A 17,061-nucleotide genomic window follows, 5' to 3' on the forward strand; every position below is an offset into this window, starting at 1 on the left:
AGCCGCAGCGCTGGACTAAAACGTTTGCCAGCGCAAGCCCACTCCACAATTCCTCAGAATTTCTCCCAAAGTGTTGTGAGAAAAGAGACGTCATCGGCAAATTTTCTATGCGCGTCCCGAAAACACGTGAAGTTGAGTAATAATTGTGCCGATTTGTAAAAATTAGAACTGTTCAAAGCAGGTACTACATGGACTACAAGTGGAGAGTTCGTCGCACCGCCTTGGCGGCGCTGGTGTTAATCGGGGGAATCGGTACGGGCTGCGCGCAGACGCCGCCTGACAATCCAGCAGCAGCGGCGCCCATCGCACAGACCACCGCCGCACCCGCCGTGCAGGACGAGCAGGCCGCAACGCCTGCGCAGGCGACGGCAGCGAGCCAGCCGGGCATACTCACGCCCGATGAAGCGAAGCAGAACGCGGCAGGCAATGTCGCCGAACTCCAGCAGATGCTGCGGGGCTCGGAACTTGCCGAATTGCGCACGACCTACAACGGATCGTATGGCGCGAGCCTGCTGTTTTACGGCAAGGAAATGACGTACTACGTCACGCTGTTCCAGAACAAGACGTTCTGGCGCGTGATCAAGACGAGCGACGAGACGCGCGCCGAAGCGATCTATCGCGACTTCGCGATGAAGTCGGGCCAGCTTGCGGAAGTGGAAATCCGCCGTACGCGTCTCGAGGCGCAGAAGGCGTTCACGAACCGCATGATCGCGCTCACGCAGGACCACGCCAACCGCCTCCAGGCGGATCTGGCCATCGCGCGCGAGCAGCAGGCGCTCGTCGCGGACCAGCAGAAGCAGGGCCGCGATCAGGCGAACGCATTGCAGGCGCAGAAGGCGGAAGCCCAGGCGCAACTGCGCACGGTGCAGCGTCAGGTGCGCGAACTGCAGCAACAGGTGGAAGGCGGTCTGCCGATCCGCTGATCGACTGCGCGCAGTCGCAACATGACGGTTGCAACATGCAAAAGGCGGAGCGTCACGGGGCGCTCCGCCTTTTTTCGTGGTGCGATCGATCGTTCAGGGCGCGCCTAGTGCTTGCCGGGTCGATGCGTGTCGCGGCCCTTGCGGGATTCGTCTGCGGAATGAGGTTGGGGTTGCGATCGGGTGGGCGAGGGGTCTACGGCGATCGGATCGCTCGCGGGGAAGGTTTCGTCGAGTGCTTCGTCGAGCGGGTCTTCCTGCGAGGGTTGTGGGGCTTTCGGCTTGGATGCGCTCATGGCGGTCTCCCTGGCGACAGGCGTCACGTTCAGAATAGCGCAAAGCCAACATCGTGATCGCCAGCCACGGCTTCCAAGCCGGGTTGCGGCGCAGGGCAGCGGAACTACAGAGGAACGCAACGGAACCACAGCGGCGCGCACAAACGAGCGGGCGCGCCGTGGCGCGCCCGAAGTGTCGCAAAAAGCCGCGGCGGTTTAGCTGTTACCCGAGCCTTCGCCGCCGTTGCCGCCGTTGTTCACCGTGCCGTAGAGGCGGCGGCGGCGCGTGACCACGACCGGGCCGTCTTGCGACCCACGGTCGTTGCCGGGCGCACCCGAGGGCGCGCCGGAGGGCGCCGACCAGTTTTCGCGCGGCTCGCGCGGTTCTCGTTGTTCACGCGGACCATGGCCGCCATGGCCGCCGTGACTCCCATGGGGGCCGCGGCTCGTATGCTCGCCGTGCGAGCTGCGAGCGCCGCCCGGGCGCGGACCCGGACGGGTGCCGGTGTCGAGCTGGATGGTCGAGATGGCGCGCTTGTAGATGCCTTGCAGGCCGACGGGCGTGCGCAGCATCACCAGGTACTGATCGAACGACTCTATGCATCCGGTCAGGCGAATGCCGTTGACCAGATAGATTTCGACGCGCTTTCTTTCCTTGCGCGCGGCGTTCATGAAGTCGTTTTGCGGGTGCGATTCTGCGGAAGGCATGGACTAGGTTTGGCCAGGCGGCGCAATGCCGCAATCAGTTGGAAACGTTTGCTCGCCGCGATTCTACCTTGTGTCGGCGAAGCGCGCGTGCGGGGAAGTAAGCTTACTGCACAACTATACCGGCTCGCGGCCACAACCGCAGATTGACGAAAAATGCATCGCTGCGTCCCATGTCGTCGGCCGCCGGGAAACGGGCGTCCGGATGGCAGATTGCGATGTCCAGCGACAGCGGTTTTCGGCGAAACGCCGGCTGGCGATACGTCTGCGGGCGGTCGGCCCCGTGACGTTTCGACGCGCATGCGCTCACTCCCACAGCGTAGTCCATGACGGCCGCCCATGCTCGACGGATTCGAGGCCGCGTTGATGCGCGCCGCGCCGAATCGCGCGCCGACGCGATGCATTTCAGCGCGCTTGTGACGATTCTCGCGGCGCGCAAGGGCTTCGTTCCGTGCGGCCGCGCACGCGGGAGCGCCGGATTGGCGCGTGACCGGCGCTTCCTCGGCGCGGGAAAGGCCAAATCGGCCAAATCGGCGAAATCGCTGCTTGCGCGGAATAAGCGTCCCGGCTGCCACGTTTAATGCGATATCGGCGATGAGCCTCGGTGGAGGTAATCATGAAGCGGTTTCGCAAAGTTCTCGCGTGTTTCGTCTGTGCCGTGCTCGCGGGTGTGGCGGGCGCAGGTCTCGCCGCGTGCGGCGACATGAATTCAGGCGGCGCTTCCTCGACCAGTTCGGGCGGCTCGTCCGGCGGCGGTTACTGAGCGGCGTGCGGCGTGTTGCGTCAACCGTCGCCGGAGTTCGAAGCGCAGGTCGTGGCGCAGCTCGCGCCGATGCGACGCTATGCGCGCGCCTTGACCGGCGACGTCGCCTGGGCTGACGACCTCGTGCAGGACGCCGCGGAACGCGCGCTCTCGCGCTGGACGACCTTTCGCCCGCAAAGCAATCTGCGCGCGTGGCTGCTCACGATCCTGCGCCATCTCTATATCGACCAGTTGCGCGGCCGGCGCGAGATTGCCGTGGACGACGAAGCCGCGCCCTGGCGCACGCTCGAAGCGCCGCCCGGCGAGGTGGATGGCCTCGTGCTGCGCGATCTGCAGCGGGCGCTTTATGCGTTGCCGGCGGCGCAGCGCGAGGTACTGCTGCTCGTGTGCGTGGAGGAGTTGAGCTACAGCGAGGCTTCAGTGGTGCTCGGGGTGCCGCCCGGCACGGTGATGTCGCGGCTCTCGCGGGCGCGCGAGCATCTGCGCGCGTTGCTCGACACGGGCCCGGTGCACGATCCGGAGCGCGATTCGGCGCAACGCGCGACGCCGCTCAGGGTGGTGGGGACGCTACGATGAACGACGACGATCTCGGCCACGTGCCCGATGCCGCGCCGCACGACTCCCCCGCGGAGGATCTTTCGATGCTGGGCGCTTTCGTCGACGGCGAACTGCCGCCTGCCGGGCGCGAAGCCTTGCAGGCGCGCCTCGCGGGCGATCCGCATGCGGCGGCGCGCGTGGCGGCGTACCGCGCGCAGAAAGCCGCGCTGCAGGCGTTGTGCGCAGGTGCGCGCGTGGCGGGTGAGGAGCGTGGGGCGCCCGGCGCCGCCGACGCTGCGGATGCCGCTCCTGCCGTGCTCGTCCTGCGTCCGCGCACGCCGTGGTGGTGGCGCGCGGGCAGGGCGGCGGCGTGGGCGGCCGTGGGTGCGGGGCTCGCGGTGGCGGCCACGGCGCTCGTGCCGCGGCTTGCGCCGGGTCTCGCGCCGGGTCTCGCGCCGGCGGGTCTCGCGCCGGAACTGGCCGCAGTGTCAGCGCCGGCGGCCGCGCACGCCGAAACGCCCGAGGCGTTCGCGCGCCGGGCCGACATCGCCTATGCGGTGTACTCGCCGGAGCAGCGGCATCCCGTGGAAGTGGGCGCCGCCGACGAGGCGCATCTCGTCGCGTGGCTCTCGAAGCGCCTGGGCAAGCCGCTTTCGGTGCCGTCGCTCGCCGAGTACGGCTATACGCTGGTGGGCGGGCGTCTGTTGCCGGGCAATACGGGCCCGGCCGCGCAATTCATGTACGAGAACGATGCGGGCGAGCGCCTCACGCTCTATGTGGGCAGTTCGGCCGCGGACCGCGACCCGGTGCGCCTGTTGCGCGACGGCAATCGCCGCACGTTCTACTGGAGCACCGAGCGAACGGGCTACGCGCTCTCGGGGCCGCAGACGGAACCGAAGCTGCGCGAAATCGCGCTCGATGTATGCGGCGCGCTGGGCGGCGAACCCGGGCAGTGGTGATGAGCGACGCCGCGCGCATTTTGCCACCCGGCATCGACGAGGCCCGATTCGCGCGTGCGCTCGCCGCGTTCGAAGGCATCGTCGGCGCGCCGAACGTCTGCCGTGGCGGCGCATCGCTGGAGCCGTATTTCGACCCGTTCGTGCCGCTCGCCGATGCGCACGCTTTCGCGCCTTCGGCCGCGATCCTCCCCGCGAATGTCGATGAGATCCGCGCGATCCTGCGCGTCGCCAACGAAACGCGCGTGCCGCTATGGACCGTCTCCACGGGGCGCAATTTCGCCTATGGCGGCGCCGCACCGCGTCTGGCGGGCTCGGTCGTGCTCGATTTGCAGCGCCTGAATCGCATCCTCGAGGTGGACGAGCGGCTCGCGTGGGCGCGCGTCGAGCCCGGCGTGAGTTACTTCGATCTGCATGCGTATCTGCGCGAGCGGCATCTGCGCCTGTGGGTCGATCCGCCCGCAGCGGGATGGGGCAGCGTGGTGGGCAATACGCTCGAGCGCGGCTACGGCACCTCCGCCTACGGCGACCACGCCGCGTCGCAGTGCGGCATGGAGGTTGTGCTCCCCAACGGCGACGTGGTGCGCACCGGCATGGGCGCGATCGAAAACGGCACGGCGTGGCAACTCTACAAGCCGGGCTACGGGCCTTCGTTCGATGCGCTCTTCATGCAGTCGAACTACGGCGTAATCACGAAGATGGGGCTCTGGCTCATGCCGGCGCCGCCGGCGTTCGTGATCGGCGAGATCCAGTTCGCGCGCGAGGACGATCTCGGCGTGCTCGTCGATACGCTGCGCGCGCTGCAGCTTGGCGGCACGATACGCCAGCACGCCGCGATCGAAGGCGCGATCCGGCGTGCCGCGAGCCTCGCGCCGCGCTCGCGCTGGTACGAAGGCGAGGGCGCGATGCCCGAGTCTGCCGTCGCGGCGATGCAGCGCGATCTGGGTGTGGGCCGCTGGAATCTGCATTACGCGCTGTACGGCGAGCCCGAGGTGGTAGACGTGGAGCGGCGCATTGTCGAGCGCGCGTTCGCCGGCGTGCCCGGCGTGCGTATCTCGGCGCGGCAGTATGCCGAAGGCGAAGAACCGCAGGGCGGCGCAGATCGCAATCTCGCGGGCATTCCGGCGATGAGCGCGTTACGCATGCTCGACTGGCGCGGCGGCGAGGGCGCCCACGTGGACTTCTCGCCGCTATGTCCCGCCGACGGCCGCGACGCGCTGCGCCAGTACGCGCTCGTCAAGGCGCGCGCGGCCGAGTACGGCTTCGACTACTACGGCGGGTTTACCGCGGCGGGTCGCTATCTGCATCACGTATTCGCGGCGATCTTTGCGCGTGGGCGCCGCGACGATGCGGCGCGCGCCGGGGACCTGCTTCGCGCGTTGATGAGCGATGCGGGCGCGGCCGGTTACGGCGTCTACCGCTCGCATCTGCTCTATATGGATTACGCGGCGGCGCAGTACGCTTTTAACGACGGCGCGCTGCTGCGCCTCGCGCAAACCGTGAAAGACGCGCTCGATCCGCAGGGCGTGCTCTCGCCGGGCAAGCAGGGCATCTGGCCCGAGGCGTGGCGCGCGCAGCGCGGCTATACCTGATCGATTTCATCAAGACTGCGAAGCGATTGCAGGAAGGGCACACGGAGGACGCCATGGACAGACGGGCTTTTCTACGCGATGCGGGCGCCATGGCGCTAGACGCGGCGTGGCAAGCGCATCGGCTCAGGTTTGCGTTTGGCGAACGCGCGCTTCGTGCAGGCGCAGTGCTGAATGCGTCAGCCGTCGCGGTGTTCGACCCGGCGCTCGCGCACGGCCGCATGCTCGCGCGCGAAGCGGCGCGAGCGGGATGCGTTGCGTGGGCCATCGGCGACGTTTGTGACATCGGTACCCTGTGGCACGCGCGCGTTGCGCGGCGGATCGAGCCGGGGTCAGCCTTGATTGGCGCGCTGCGTCCCTCCGACCGGTTCGTGCTTGCGCGGCTTGCAAGCGCGCGCGGCATGACGCTGCGCGATTTTGCCTGGCTAGGAGATCGACATCTCACGCTTGCGGCTTCTTCGGGGCTTTCGCAATTTCCTCGTCGCGCAACTGGCGGCGCAGGATCTTGCCGATAGTCGATTGCGGCAGGGACTCGCGGAACTCGACAATGCGCGGCACCTTGTAGCCCGTGAGTTGCTGGCGGCAGAACTGGATCAACGCGGCTTCGGTAAGCGCCGGGTCGCGCTTCACGATGAACACCTTCACGCGCTCGCCTTGCACGGGATCGGGCACACCGATGGCCGCCACTTCGCGCACGCCGGGGTGCAGCGCCACCACGTCCTCGATCTCGTTCGGGTACACATTGAATCCCGACACGAGAATCATGTCCTTCTTGCGGTCGACGAGCCGGATATAGCCGCGCGCATCCATTACGCCGATGTCGCCGGTCAAGAGCCATCCATCGGCAAATACCTTCGCGGTTTCATCCGCACGGTTCCAGTAGCCCTTCATCACCTGCGGGCCTTTCACGCAAAGTTCGCCCGCCTCGCCGATGCCGGCCCAAGCGCCGTCGTCCCTGCGAAAGCGCACCTGCGTGGAGGGCGCGGGCAGCCCGATCGTGCCTTCCGGCCGCGCCTCGCCCGCGTTCGTCCGTTCGACGTCGACGGGATTCATCGAAACGATCGGCGAGCATTCGGTGAGCCCATAGCCTTCCACGACCGGCTTGCCCGTCACGGCCCGGAACCGGTCGGCGATGGCCTTCTGCATGGCCATGCCGCCCGCCATCGCGAGCTTGAGGCCCGAAAAGTCGCGCTCGCGGAAGTCCGCGTTGTCGAGCAGTGCGCTGTAGAGCGTGTTGACCGCGCTGATGCAACTGAACGTCTCGCGCCGCAGCACCTTCATGACGCGCTTCATGTCGCGCGGATTGGCGATCAGGATGTTGCGCCCGCCGAGCGCGAGGAAGATCAGCGCATTGATGGTGAGCGAATAGATGTGATAAAGCGGCAACGGCGTGAGCACCGTTTCGGCTTTGGCGTCGAGCTGGTTGCCCACCCAGGCCCTGGCCTGCTGCACGTTCGCGAGCACGTTGCCGTGCGTGAGCATCGCGCCCTTCGCGACACCTGTGGTGCCGCCCGTGTACTGAAGAAACGCGAGGTCGTCGGCGTGCGTCGTTACCGGCGCGTGTGGCGCGCGCGCCCCTTGCGCGAGCGCGTCGAGAAGACGGATTGCCCGCGGCAGATGATAGGGCGGCACCATCTTCTTCACGTGGCGCAGCATGACGTTGATGAAGCGGCCCTTGAGGTTCAAGCCCTCGCCCAGCAGGTCGCCGAGCGCCGTCACGACGATGCGTTGCACCTGCGTGCCGGGCAGCGCCGCTTCGAGCGTGGCCGCGAAATTCTCGAACACGACAATGGTCTTCGCGCCGCTGTCCTGCAACTGATGCTCAAGCTCGCGCACGGTGTAGAGCGGATTGACGTTGACGACCACGGCGCCGGCCTTGAGCACGCCGAAGAGCGCGACCGGATACTGCAAGGTGTTGGGCAGCATGATCGCGACACGCTCGCCCGGCTGCACGCCCGCGCCTTGCAGCCAGGACGCGAACGCGGTGGCCTTGCGGGCGAGCGCGCCGTAGGGCATCGGCGAGCCGGCGCTCACGTAGGCGACGCGCTCGCTGAAGCGCGCCGTGCAGTCGTCGAAGAAATGCGTGAGCGAGGCGTACTGGCTTGCGGCGATTTCGCGCGGCACGCCCGCAGGGTACGACGCGTACCAGATGCCATCGGTGTCCGGCGGCGCTGCGTGAGATGCGGAGGCTGCCACGGGGCTCGCCGGATCGGGCTGGGGCATTTCGCTCATGGTGGATCTCCGGGCGGAAGGGCAACCGCCTGCAAATGCGTGGGCGCTTTCATCATGCAACGGCGCGCGCCGCGAAGCCAGGAGGTCTTACCCGGTGTGAGAGGGTGCGCAGGGCGGGCGGCCCCGCAATCGTCGATATCAGCAAAAAGCAGCAAAAAGGCCGTGCGGGCGAACCCGGCACGGCCTTCCATGGCGTTGCTGCGGTGCGGCGGCGTCCTCGCGTGGGGCCGCCGGCGGATCAGACGCCCGACACTTCCTTCGCGCTCTGCGTCATGTTGATGCCTCGACGTTCGCGGCTGAACGGGATCAGCACGGCGATCACGACGGCGACCGTGCCGGCGACGATCGCCATGGCCATCGAGTAGTCCTGGTTGTGCGTTTCGGCAAGCGACGCCTGCAGCGTGGCGTTCACCGAGGCAAACAGGTTGCCGAGCTGGTAGACGAGGCCCGGGAAGGTCGCACGCACTTCGTCAGGCGAAATCTCGTTGAGGTGCACCGGGATCACGCCCCAGGCGCCTTGCACCGAAATCTGCATGAGGAACGCGCCGAGCGCGAGCAGCACGGGGCCTTGCGAGAACGCCCACAGCGGCAGCACGGGCAGCGCGATCAGCGCGGCGATGAAGATCGCCTTGCGTCGGCCGATCTTCTCGGAAACCTGACCGAAGAAGAGGCCGCCCACGATCGCGCCGATATTGAGCACGATGGTGATGATCGAAACCGTGTGCGGATCGAAGTGATGCTGTTCGCGCAGGAAGGTCGGATACAGGTCCTGCGTGCCGTGCGAGAAGAAGTTGAACGCCGTCATCAGCACGATGGCGTACAGCGAAAGCTTCCAGTTGTGCTTGAGCGTCGTGAGCAAGGTGGGACGCGCGCGCTTTTGCATTTCCTTGAAAGCCGGCGACTCGGGCACATGCATACGCACATAGACCACGAGCAGCGCGGGCAGCACGCCGACGAAAAACATGCCGCGCCAGCCGATGTACTGATACAGCACGCCGAACACGATCGACGCGAGCAGGAAGCCGCTCGGATAGCCCGCCTGCAGCAGACCGGAAATGATGCCGCGCGACTTGGGCGGAATGGTTTCCATGGTGAGCGCTGAGCCCACGCCCCATTCGCCGCCCATCGCGACGCCGAAGAGCCCGCGCAGCACGATGAAGGTCGCGAGGTTGGGCGAGAAGCCCGTGAGCAGTTCGAGGATCGAATAGCACGCGATGTTGACCATCAGCGTGGGACGGCGGCCGTATTTGTCGGCGAGGCGGCCGAATATCAGCGCGCCGAGCGGGCGCATGGCGAGCGTCAGCGTAATGGCGAAAGCCACTGCCGGGATTTTGGTGTTGAATTCGGTGGCGATGTCTTTCAGAACGAAAACCATCAGAAAGAAATCGAATGCATCGAGCGTCCATCCCAGGTACGCCGCGATCGTGACGTTCTTCTGTTCACGCGTCCAGCTCATGTTGATTGTTCTCCTGTAATACCGGGCAATGCCCTGTCTCCGTGCACAGCTTTCGGCCGCACGATGATGAACTCGTGCGTGAGTCGGCATTGCCTTGTGTGGCTTGGTTGTATGGCTTGGAGCGGCCCCCCCGCAATGGGCCACGCGCCAGCAGTGTACGCCCGGCATTAAACATTTGCATGCATCTTGACTGGAACCCGTAGTAATCCCTGGTGAATTCGGCTATGGGCGAAAGCTTTTTGTTTTAATCGTAATTTAAATGTAATTAAAGTGAAGGCGATTAAACCCGGCGCGTGAACCAGTCGATTCGGATAAACGAATGCAAACGAGCGGGCGCTAGCCCGCTCGTTTGCATTGAAACAGCCGCCCGGCGAAGAGCGTGCGCGTCAGCCGCGAAGCAACCAGCCGATGGCGCCTGAAATGACGTCGTGCCATTCGCCCATTTTCGCCTGGCGCAGGACCGTCGCCGCGCTCATCCACGGCGTGCGCGCGCCGGTTTCGCCCCAGCGCCATTCACCGGTCGGGTTGACGAGCACGGCGGTGGGCTTGCCCATCATCGCGCTCAGGTTGGCGGCGACGGCGTCCACGCTCAACACGGCGTCGAGTTGCTCGATGCAGGCCGCCGTATCGGCAAAGCTCGCGATGCCGGGCCCGTAGTGGCTCATGGCGCCTCGCGGCGTACCGTTCGCCAGCTCGGCTACGGGATGATGCAGGCTCACGAACTGGACTTCGCGTGCGAGCGCCGAGTGGGTCGTGAGGCGCTCGATTTGCGCGAGCGGTACGCTGCGCAAGCCAGCCCAGCAACGCTCCTTACCGCCGAATTCCGTGCCGTGCCGTTGCGCGCAATCCCAGAAGACGCCCACGAGCCGTTTGCCTCGCTCCCGTGCGCGCAGCGTTTGCGCCCACGTGGACGCGCGTTCGCGCGCCGCCTCCGGCGCACGCAGGTAAGCGGCGAAATAGGGTTGGGGCAGCGGTGAGTCCGCGGCCGCGAGCAGCGGCAGATGGAGCAGGGTGGCCTGAAGGGTGGGCGCGAACGCCTCGATCGTCTCCAGCGCTTCCGAGGGCAGGGGCGCGCTCACGGCGAGCGGGCGGGCGATGCCCAGTACGGTGCAGCCGGGCAACGAGGCCTGGATGAGGTCGTGAATCGCGTGGTCGCACGTAAGCATGACTTCTGCGCCCGCGTCGCGCCACTGTCGCACCGATGCGAACAACAGAAACTGATCGCCATAGCCCATCTGGTGCGTCACGAGCACGCGCTCGCCGCGCAGGTTGCGTTGGCCGTTCCACATCGGCGCCTCGGCGTAACGATAGTTGCCGCTGTCGCCGCGATTGCGCTCGAGCCAGTGCGTGAACCCGCGCGCGTCGCCAAGACTCAGCAGCGCTTCGGCCAGCCATTTGCGGGCCTTTTGCGCGTCGCGCGAGAGATCGTCCGGATGGCGGCGCAGCGCGGTTTCGAGGTGTTCGATGGCGCGCCGGATTTCGCCGCTCAGGTAGAGGTCGCGCCCGATCCGCATTTCGCAGAACAGCGAGTCCCATGGCAGCGACCGATGCGCGAGCCAGTGGGCGGCGGCTTCGGCGTGTTGCCCGCGCAGGCGCAACGCGCGGCCTCGCGCATGGATGAAACCGCGGTTCTCGGGATCGAGCGCAAGGCCTTTGTCGGCCCAAGGCAGCATCTGCTCGTCGCGGCGCGCCTGCACCAGCGTTTGGCAGATTTGCATGAGCAGGCCCGCATTGTCGGGCGCGCGCGCGTGGGCCTCGAAGGCCGCGAGAAGCTGTTGTTGGAGAGATTGGGACATGGAGCAGGCCGGCGTCGAACGTTTTCGGGAGACAGAAAAATTCTATCGACGCCATCCTGCAAGGGAATCAGACAAATCTGAGATATCGCGAGGAGCGGCGCTGTCGGCGCGCCGCCGTTGAGCCGGCCGTCAGACCCGGCTCAGACGCTCCCCGCGATCAAAAGATGTTGCGCAGGCCGATCGAGATGCCGGTCTGGTTGCTGCGGCCCGGCAGTTCCACGTCCGCCGCGCCGCTCGTCCTGTTGAAGTCGACCGTGCCGTAGACTTCGGTGCGCTTCGAGAGCGCGTACTCGGCGAGGCCCACGATCGCGTAGCGGTTGCCGCTGCCGAGCGTGCCGTCGACCTGCGTCGCGTTGCGCATGTGGTCATAGTAGAACGCGCCCGTGAACGAGAGCGGCGCGGTTGCCTGCCACGTGAAGCCGGCGAACGGACCGTCGTCGATACGGTTGGTGTTCTTCAGGTTCGTGCCGCTCGCGTAGGTCTGCTGCGCGAGCAGGCTATCCACGAAGCCGGTGTCGTCCTGCGAGCGCAGATAGCCGACGTAGACCTTCGCCTTGCTGAACGCGTAGACGAGGTTGGCGTTGTAGATCGTCTGCTTGTTGTTCGAGTTGTCGCTGTTCTGCTGGAAGCCCGCCATGACGCTGATGGGACCCGTCGTGTACGACGCCGTCACGCCGACCATATTGCCCGCGCCCATATGGCCCGGAACGTTGCCCGAGAAGCCGCCCGCGCCGGTCGAGGTGGAATCCGTGCCGAACGAGTACATGGCTTCGAGGTTCAGGCCGCCGAAGCTGCCGTTGTACTTGACCGCGTTGTCGGCGTAGAGCCCCGCGCCGAGCGCGACCGGCAGCCACGCGTTTTCGAGGTAGTTGCCGACCGTGAGCGGGTCGTAGGTATCGGAGAGTTGATCGAACAGCGGCGACTTCTGGCGCCCGAGCGTCACGGTGCCGTACTGGCTCGCGAGACCCACGTAGGCGTTGCGGCTGAACAGGCGGCTGCTCGAGAGACCGCCGCTTTGCAGATCGATGCCGCTTTCCAGATCGAAAATCGCCTTCAGGCCGCCGCCCAGGTCTTCCGCGCCGCGCAGGCCCCAGCGGCTGTTGGTGACGGCGCCGTTGGTCATGAAGAGCTTGCCGTCGTTATTGGCGTTGGCGTTCGTCAGATAGCGGATGCCGACGTCCGCGACGCCGTACAGCGTGACCGAGCTTTGAGCGAAGCTGTGCTGGCAAGCCAGCGCGAGGGCGAGGCCGCCAACGGCGGAGGCGATCTGGGTGTGTCTCACGGTGAAATCCTGTTTCTGCTGCTGCGTGTTGTAAGTCTGATGTAAGTCCGTCGAGCCGCCAGCGTGCCGGGGCCCTGTTTTTCGTATGCCGGGCCACGGGTTTTTGGCGGCCGGGGGGCCGATGATAGACGCTTGGCGAAAGGGTGAACACGCCGCTTGTCGCGCGATCGCAACGGTTGCGCGCGCAAGCATCTGGCGGGCGCGTTTCGTCTGGCGGCGAACCAACCCGCATATCATCCGCCGCAAGAGCACAACTCTCATTTAATGAACGGTCGTGCTTTTCCCTATTTTGATGGCTGGCAAGCCCCGCTAGAATCGTTGGCATCTCATCGCGTTCCGCCATGCGGAACTCCGGCGGGTCGACAGTCATCAAGGAGACGAAAGCATGCGGGTCAGGGAAATGTTCGAGCTGGGCGGTCAGGTCGCACTCATCACCGGCGGGTCGCGCGGGCTGGGCTTGCAGATGGCGCAGGCGCTCGGCGAGATGGGCTGCCATGTCGTGATCACGGCGCGCAAGGCCGACGAACTCGCCCAGGCGGCGAGCCATCTGCAGGAACTCGGCGTCAAGGCGACCACGATCGTGAGCGACCTGCAGCGCCCCGAGGCCGTGAAGCCGCTCGTGGACGAGACGCTGGCGGCCTGCGGCCAGATCGACATCCTCGTGAACAACGCGGGCGCAACATGGGGCGCTCCCGCCGAGGATTATCCCGACGAGGCGTGGCACAAGGTCATGAACCTGAACGTGAACGCGCCGTTCTTTCTCGCCCGCGAAGTGGGCAAGCGCAGCATGATCCCGCGCCAGCGCGGCAAGATCATCAACGTGGCGTCGATTGCGGGCCTGAAAGGGTCGCTCGGGCCGATGCAGACCATCGCGTACAACACGTCGAAGGCGGCGGCCATCAATTTCACGCGCGCGCTGGCAGCCGAATGGGGCAAGTACAACATCAATGTGAATGCGATCTGCCCGGGCTTTTTTCCCTCGAAGATGTCGGCCGGCCTGCTCGACAAGCTGGGGCAGATGGTGATCGACCATACGCCGCTGCACCGTCTTGGCGACGACGACGATCTCAAGGGCGCCGTGGTGTTTCTCGCAAGCCAGGCGTCGCGGCACATGACCGGCCAGTATCTGGCCGTGGATGGCGGTGCGAGCATCGTCTGATCAAGCATTCTTCACCAGTCCTGCCCGACGGAGCCCGCCATGTCCACGTCCGCCCCGACGCTTCCCGCGAATTCGCGGTCTTCATCATCGCCATATTGGCCCGCGCAACTTTCGCCGCATCTGAGCATTCCGCAAACGAACCTCTTCTATAACGCCGAGGTTTCGGCGGCGCGGTATCCCGACAAGCCGTTCATCGTCTTCTACGACACGCCCGTGACGTTCGCGCAGTTCAAGGACGAGGCCGAGCGCGTGGCGGGCTATCTGCAACAGGAGTGCGGCGTGAAAGCCGGCGACCGCGTGCTGCTGTACATGCAGAACAGCCCGCAGTGGGTCATCGCTTACTACGGCATCCTGCGTGCGAACGCCGTTGTCGTGCCCGTCAATCCGATGAACCTCACCGAGGAACTCGCGCATTACGTGGAAGACAGCGGTGCGACAACGGCTTTCGTCGCGCAGGATCTCTACCCGCGTATTGCGCCGCTTGTCCAGGAAGGCGAGGGCGAGGGCCTCCAGCATCTGCTCGTTGCAACCTATAGCGACTATCTGAAGTGCGAGCCGTTTTCGCCGCCGCCGGAATTCGTGAGCGCGCCGCGCTCTGTGAGTGGCCCGGGCGTGGCTCACTGGACCGACGTGCTGGAGGCGCGCTGCGTGCCCGGCGCGCTAACGGCCGGCCCCGACGACCTCTGCGTGATGCCGTACACCTCGGGCACCACGGGCAAGCCCAAAGGCTGCATGCACACGCACCGCAGCGTCATGGCGACGGCCGTGGGCGGGTGCAACTGGTTCGGCAGCAATCAGGACGCCGTACAACTTTCCGTGTTGCCGCTCTTTCACGTCACCGGCATGCAGGGCGGCATGAACAGTCCGGTCTACAACGGCTCGACCGTCGTGCTGCTGCCGCGCTGGGATCGCGACGCCGCGGCGCGTGCGATCGAGCACTATCGCATCAACGGCTGGCAGGCGATCTCGACGATGGTGGTGGACTTCATCTCGAACCCGCGCATTCATGAGTACGACCTGTCCAGCCTCGCCTGGATGCGCGGCGGCGGCGCGACCATGCCCGACGCGGTGGTGAAGAAGCTCAAGGATCTGACCGGGCTCGATTTTGTCGAGGGCTACGGCATGTCGGAGACGATGGCGGGCACCCATATCAATCCGCCGCAGCGTCCCAAACCGCAGTGTCTCGGCATTCCGGTGTTCGATGTCGACTCGCGCGTGGTCGATCCGATCACGCTGGAAGAAGTCCCGCCCGGCGTTTCGGGCGAACTGATCATGCATGCGCCGCAGGTGATGCAGGGCTACTGGCGCAACCCCAAGGCGACGGGCGAAGCGTTCATCGAACGCGACGGCAAGCGCTTCCTGCGCACGGGCGATCTCGTGCGGCGCGACGAGGAAGGCTATTACTTCATGACCGATCGCCTCAAACGCATGATCAACGCCTCGGGCTACAAGGTCTGGCCGGCCGAGGTCGAAGCGCTGATGTACCGGCACCCGGCCATCAAGGAGGTGTGCATCATCGGCGCGCAGGACGCGCGCCGCGGCGAGACCGTGAAGGCGGTCGTCGTACTCGATCCGAGCCATGTCGGCAGCGTGAACGAAGACGACATCATCGCGTGGGCGCACGACAACATGGCTGCCTACAAAGCGCCGCGCATCGTGCAGCTCGTCGATGCGCTGCCGAAGTCGGGCAGCGGCAAGATTCTGTGGCGCATGCTGCAGGAAGAAGAGGCCGAGACTCGCCGCAACGCGTGATTCGTTCTCCTTCGCTTTCCTTTCCTATCGAACCCGTCTGGATAGCGCGTTAGCGCGCGCCAGTCCAGACGGGGTTTCGTCTTTATCGGCTCGCGCTTTCGTGCGCGCGCCTCACGCGCCTGCGAGCGCGGGCAAACCGCCTTCGCGCCAGTCCTGCTCCAGGGCGGCGCCCATCCCCCATTCCTGTGAACTGCGCGCAGCGGGCACGGTCAGCGGCCATTCGCCCGGCGCCTGCGCGTTCTTGCGCGCGAGAATCGCCTCGCACAGAAACTCCATGCTGTACGCCTTCAGCAGATGCGGGTGATTCGTCTCGATGTAGGCGGCGACGCGCGCATGCTCGCCACCGATCGCTGCGAGCGAGTAGAGCGTGCGCGCATCCCAGCGAAAGCGCAGGCCCAGTTCGGCGAATGCCGTATTGAATGCGCAGAGCTGCGCTTCCAGTTGTCGATCGTGGCGGGTGTCCAGGTGGCTCATGGCTGTCTCCTCATGTCGAGTGGCGTGATGCAAGAGTAGGAGCGCCAATGAATAAACGATAGTTAAAGTTTTTTTAGAAAAACATAAACGAAAATGTATGGTCCGAGGGTAAGCCCGTAAATCGCACGAAGAGCCGGCGCCGCTTAGGCGTAAACCCCGCTTAGCTATGAGCGAGTTGCTGATATATTGTATTGGAAATATGAAATTACGCAGAAGCGCCGGCTAAACAGAACGTTGGAGACAAGCGACCGATGTCCGCCGAAAGAGAACTCGTCACCGCAATGGCCCCGGTGACCTTGACGCTGGAGCCGATCAACGCGACCGCTTCGCTGCGCGATCAGGCTTACGCGAAGCTCAAGCAGGCCATTGCCGAAACCGACATCTACCGCTCGCGAGACGAGATCCGGCTAGACGAAAAGGAATTGACGGAGAAACTGGGCGTGAGCCGAACGCCGGTGCGCGAAGCGATGACGCTGCTGGAGCAGGAGGGCTTTCTGCGCACGGTGCCGCGACGCGGCGTTTACATCTTGCGCAAGACGCGCAAGGAGATCGTCGAGATGATCTATATGTGGGCCGCGCTCGAAAGCATCGCCGCGCGCCTCGCCACGCAGCGCGCTTCGGACGAAGATATCGCGGGCCTGCGGCGCATGTTCGCGACTTTCGGCGATTCGACGCCCTCGGAGCATATTGAAGAGTACTCCGAAGCGAACATCATGTTTCACCAGTCGCTGGTGGAGCTGTCGAAGTCGCCCATCATCGTCGACACCATCAAGAACATTTTCATGCATGTGCGCGCAATCCGGCGCATGACGATCGCGCAGAGCGATCGCGCGTCGCGCTCGATCGTGGAGCACATGCGCATTATCGAGGCGCTCGAGGCGCGCGACACCGAACGCGTCGAGCAGCTCGTGCGGCAGCATTCGATTGAACTCGCCCTGTTCGTAGAGGCGAATTGCGACTTCCTCGACTGAGGCGGGGCGCATAAGCAGAACGTATCGATGCGTTTTCGGGCTGAATGGGCGCCGCGATGCTGAAAGGAAAGTATGGAGTCCGTATCAAATTCGTTGGGACGTTTGGACCGGTTGAAGAGATTTGTCGAGATGGGTAGAAAAACGTCTTGACTAATATTGTGTGTGGAATATTGTATATCACGAATCACACTACG

17 protein-coding genes are annotated in these 17,061 nt (G+C 65.2%); 9 read left to right on the forward strand and 8 right to left on the reverse strand.

The window, feature by feature from the left end; translation table 11 throughout:
* Positions 1-188 precede the first annotated feature (188 nt).
* Positions 189-923 (forward strand): DUF2968 domain-containing protein, encoded by a 735-nt coding sequence (locus tag U5768_RS24445; RefSeq protein WP_322032968.1) that lies wholly within the window; start codon positions 189-191, stop codon positions 921-923.
* A gap of 104 nt (positions 924-1,027) precedes the next feature.
* On the opposite strand, the gene U5768_RS24450 is transcribed toward U5768_RS24445, so the two are convergent.
* The 3 genes from U5768_RS24450 to U5768_RS24460 all read right to left on the reverse strand — a co-directional run bounded on the left by U5768_RS24450 (position 1,028) and on the right by U5768_RS24460 (position 2,228).
* A complete protein-coding gene (locus U5768_RS24450) occupies positions 1,028-1,216 on the reverse strand; it encodes a hypothetical protein (protein ID WP_322032969.1) in 189 nt (62 codons plus the stop codon).
* Positions 1,217-1,411: 195 nt separating this feature from the next.
* Entirely contained in the window at positions 1,412-1,903 is a 492-nt protein-coding gene (hfq, locus tag U5768_RS24455) for an RNA chaperone Hfq (RefSeq protein WP_322032970.1), read from the reverse strand.
* A gap of 103 nt (positions 1,904-2,006) precedes the next feature.
* Positions 2,007-2,228, reverse strand: a complete 222-nt coding sequence (locus U5768_RS24460) for a hypothetical protein (protein WP_322032971.1) — start codon at positions 2,226-2,228, stop codon at positions 2,007-2,009.
* Between U5768_RS24460 and U5768_RS24465 the strand changes: the two genes are divergently transcribed.
* The 5 genes from U5768_RS24465 to U5768_RS24485 are packed head-to-tail and all read left to right on the forward strand — an operon-like array spanning position 2,227 to position 5,748.
* Positions 2,227-2,481, forward strand: a complete 255-nt coding sequence (locus U5768_RS24465) for a hypothetical protein (RefSeq protein ID WP_322032972.1) — start codon at positions 2,227-2,229, stop codon at positions 2,479-2,481. The genes U5768_RS24460 and U5768_RS24465 overlap by 2 nt on opposite strands.
* 35 nt (positions 2,482-2,516) lie before the next feature.
* Entirely contained in the window at positions 2,517-2,663 is a 147-nt protein-coding gene (locus U5768_RS24470) for a hypothetical protein (RefSeq protein WP_322032973.1), read from the forward strand.
* Positions 2,664-2,675: 12 nt separating this feature from the next.
* The gene (locus U5768_RS24475; RefSeq protein ID WP_415913966.1) at positions 2,676-3,239 is read left to right on the forward strand and encodes a sigma-70 family RNA polymerase sigma factor; all 564 of its coding nucleotides are present in this window, start codon (positions 2,676-2,678) and stop codon (positions 3,237-3,239) included.
* The gene (locus tag U5768_RS24480) at positions 3,236-4,159 is read left to right on the forward strand and encodes an anti-sigma factor (protein WP_322032974.1); all 924 of its coding nucleotides are present in this window, start codon (positions 3,236-3,238) and stop codon (positions 4,157-4,159) included. The genes U5768_RS24475 and U5768_RS24480 overlap by 4 nt, the downstream gene beginning before the upstream one ends.
* Positions 4,159-5,748, forward strand: coding sequence for an FAD-binding oxidoreductase (locus tag U5768_RS24485; RefSeq protein ID WP_322032975.1), 1,590 nt, complete (start codon positions 4,159-4,161; stop codon positions 5,746-5,748). The genes U5768_RS24480 and U5768_RS24485 overlap by 1 nt, the downstream gene beginning before the upstream one ends.
* A 438-nt stretch (positions 5,749-6,186) precedes the next feature.
* Here the strand turns inward: U5768_RS24485 and U5768_RS24490 are convergent, their stop codons facing one another.
* The 4 genes from U5768_RS24490 to U5768_RS24505 form a co-directional block, all read right to left on the reverse strand.
* Positions 6,187-7,968 (reverse strand): AMP-binding protein, encoded by a 1,782-nt coding sequence (locus U5768_RS24490; RefSeq protein WP_322033092.1) that lies wholly within the window; start codon positions 7,966-7,968, stop codon positions 6,187-6,189.
* Positions 7,969-8,215: 247 nt separating this feature from the next.
* Positions 8,216-9,433: an MFS transporter gene (locus tag U5768_RS24495; protein WP_322032976.1), complete on the reverse strand. Its 1,218-nt coding sequence runs from the start codon at positions 9,431-9,433 to the stop codon at positions 8,216-8,218.
* 386 nt (positions 9,434-9,819) lie between these two features.
* Entirely contained in the window at positions 9,820-11,229 is a 1,410-nt protein-coding gene (locus U5768_RS24500) for a tetratricopeptide repeat-containing glycosyltransferase family protein (protein WP_322032977.1), read from the reverse strand.
* 157 nt (positions 11,230-11,386) lie between these two features.
* Positions 11,387-12,511 (reverse strand): porin, encoded by a 1,125-nt coding sequence (locus tag U5768_RS24505; RefSeq protein ID WP_322032978.1) that lies wholly within the window; start codon positions 12,509-12,511, stop codon positions 11,387-11,389.
* Between the two features lie 385 nt (positions 12,512-12,896).
* Between U5768_RS24505 and U5768_RS24510 the strand changes: the two genes are divergently transcribed.
* Together U5768_RS24510 and U5768_RS24515 are read left to right on the forward strand one after the other, a co-directional pair.
* Positions 12,897-13,670 carry an SDR family oxidoreductase gene (locus U5768_RS24510; RefSeq protein ID WP_322032979.1) on the forward strand — a complete coding sequence of 258 codons (774 nt, stop codon included), beginning with the start codon at positions 12,897-12,899 and terminating at the stop codon, positions 13,668-13,670.
* 39 nt (positions 13,671-13,709) lie between these two features.
* Positions 13,710-15,422: a long-chain fatty acid--CoA ligase gene (locus U5768_RS24515; RefSeq protein ID WP_322032980.1), complete on the forward strand. Its 1,713-nt coding sequence runs from the start codon at positions 13,710-13,712 to the stop codon at positions 15,420-15,422.
* A gap of 111 nt (positions 15,423-15,533) precedes the next feature.
* On the opposite strand, the gene U5768_RS24520 is transcribed toward U5768_RS24515, so the two are convergent.
* Entirely contained in the window at positions 15,534-15,896 is a 363-nt protein-coding gene (locus U5768_RS24520; RefSeq protein ID WP_322032981.1) for a hypothetical protein, read from the reverse strand.
* Between the two features lie 251 nt (positions 15,897-16,147).
* Between U5768_RS24520 and U5768_RS24525 the strand changes: the two genes are divergently transcribed.
* Entirely contained in the window at positions 16,148-16,867 is a 720-nt protein-coding gene (locus U5768_RS24525; protein ID WP_322032982.1) for a GntR family transcriptional regulator, read from the forward strand.
* The last annotated feature ends 194 nt before the right edge of the window (positions 16,868-17,061 follow it).

The organism is Paraburkholderia sp. J76 (assembly GCF_905220295.1).
In the GTDB taxonomy this organism is placed as follows: domain Bacteria; phylum Pseudomonadota; class Gammaproteobacteria; order Burkholderiales; family Burkholderiaceae; genus Paraburkholderia.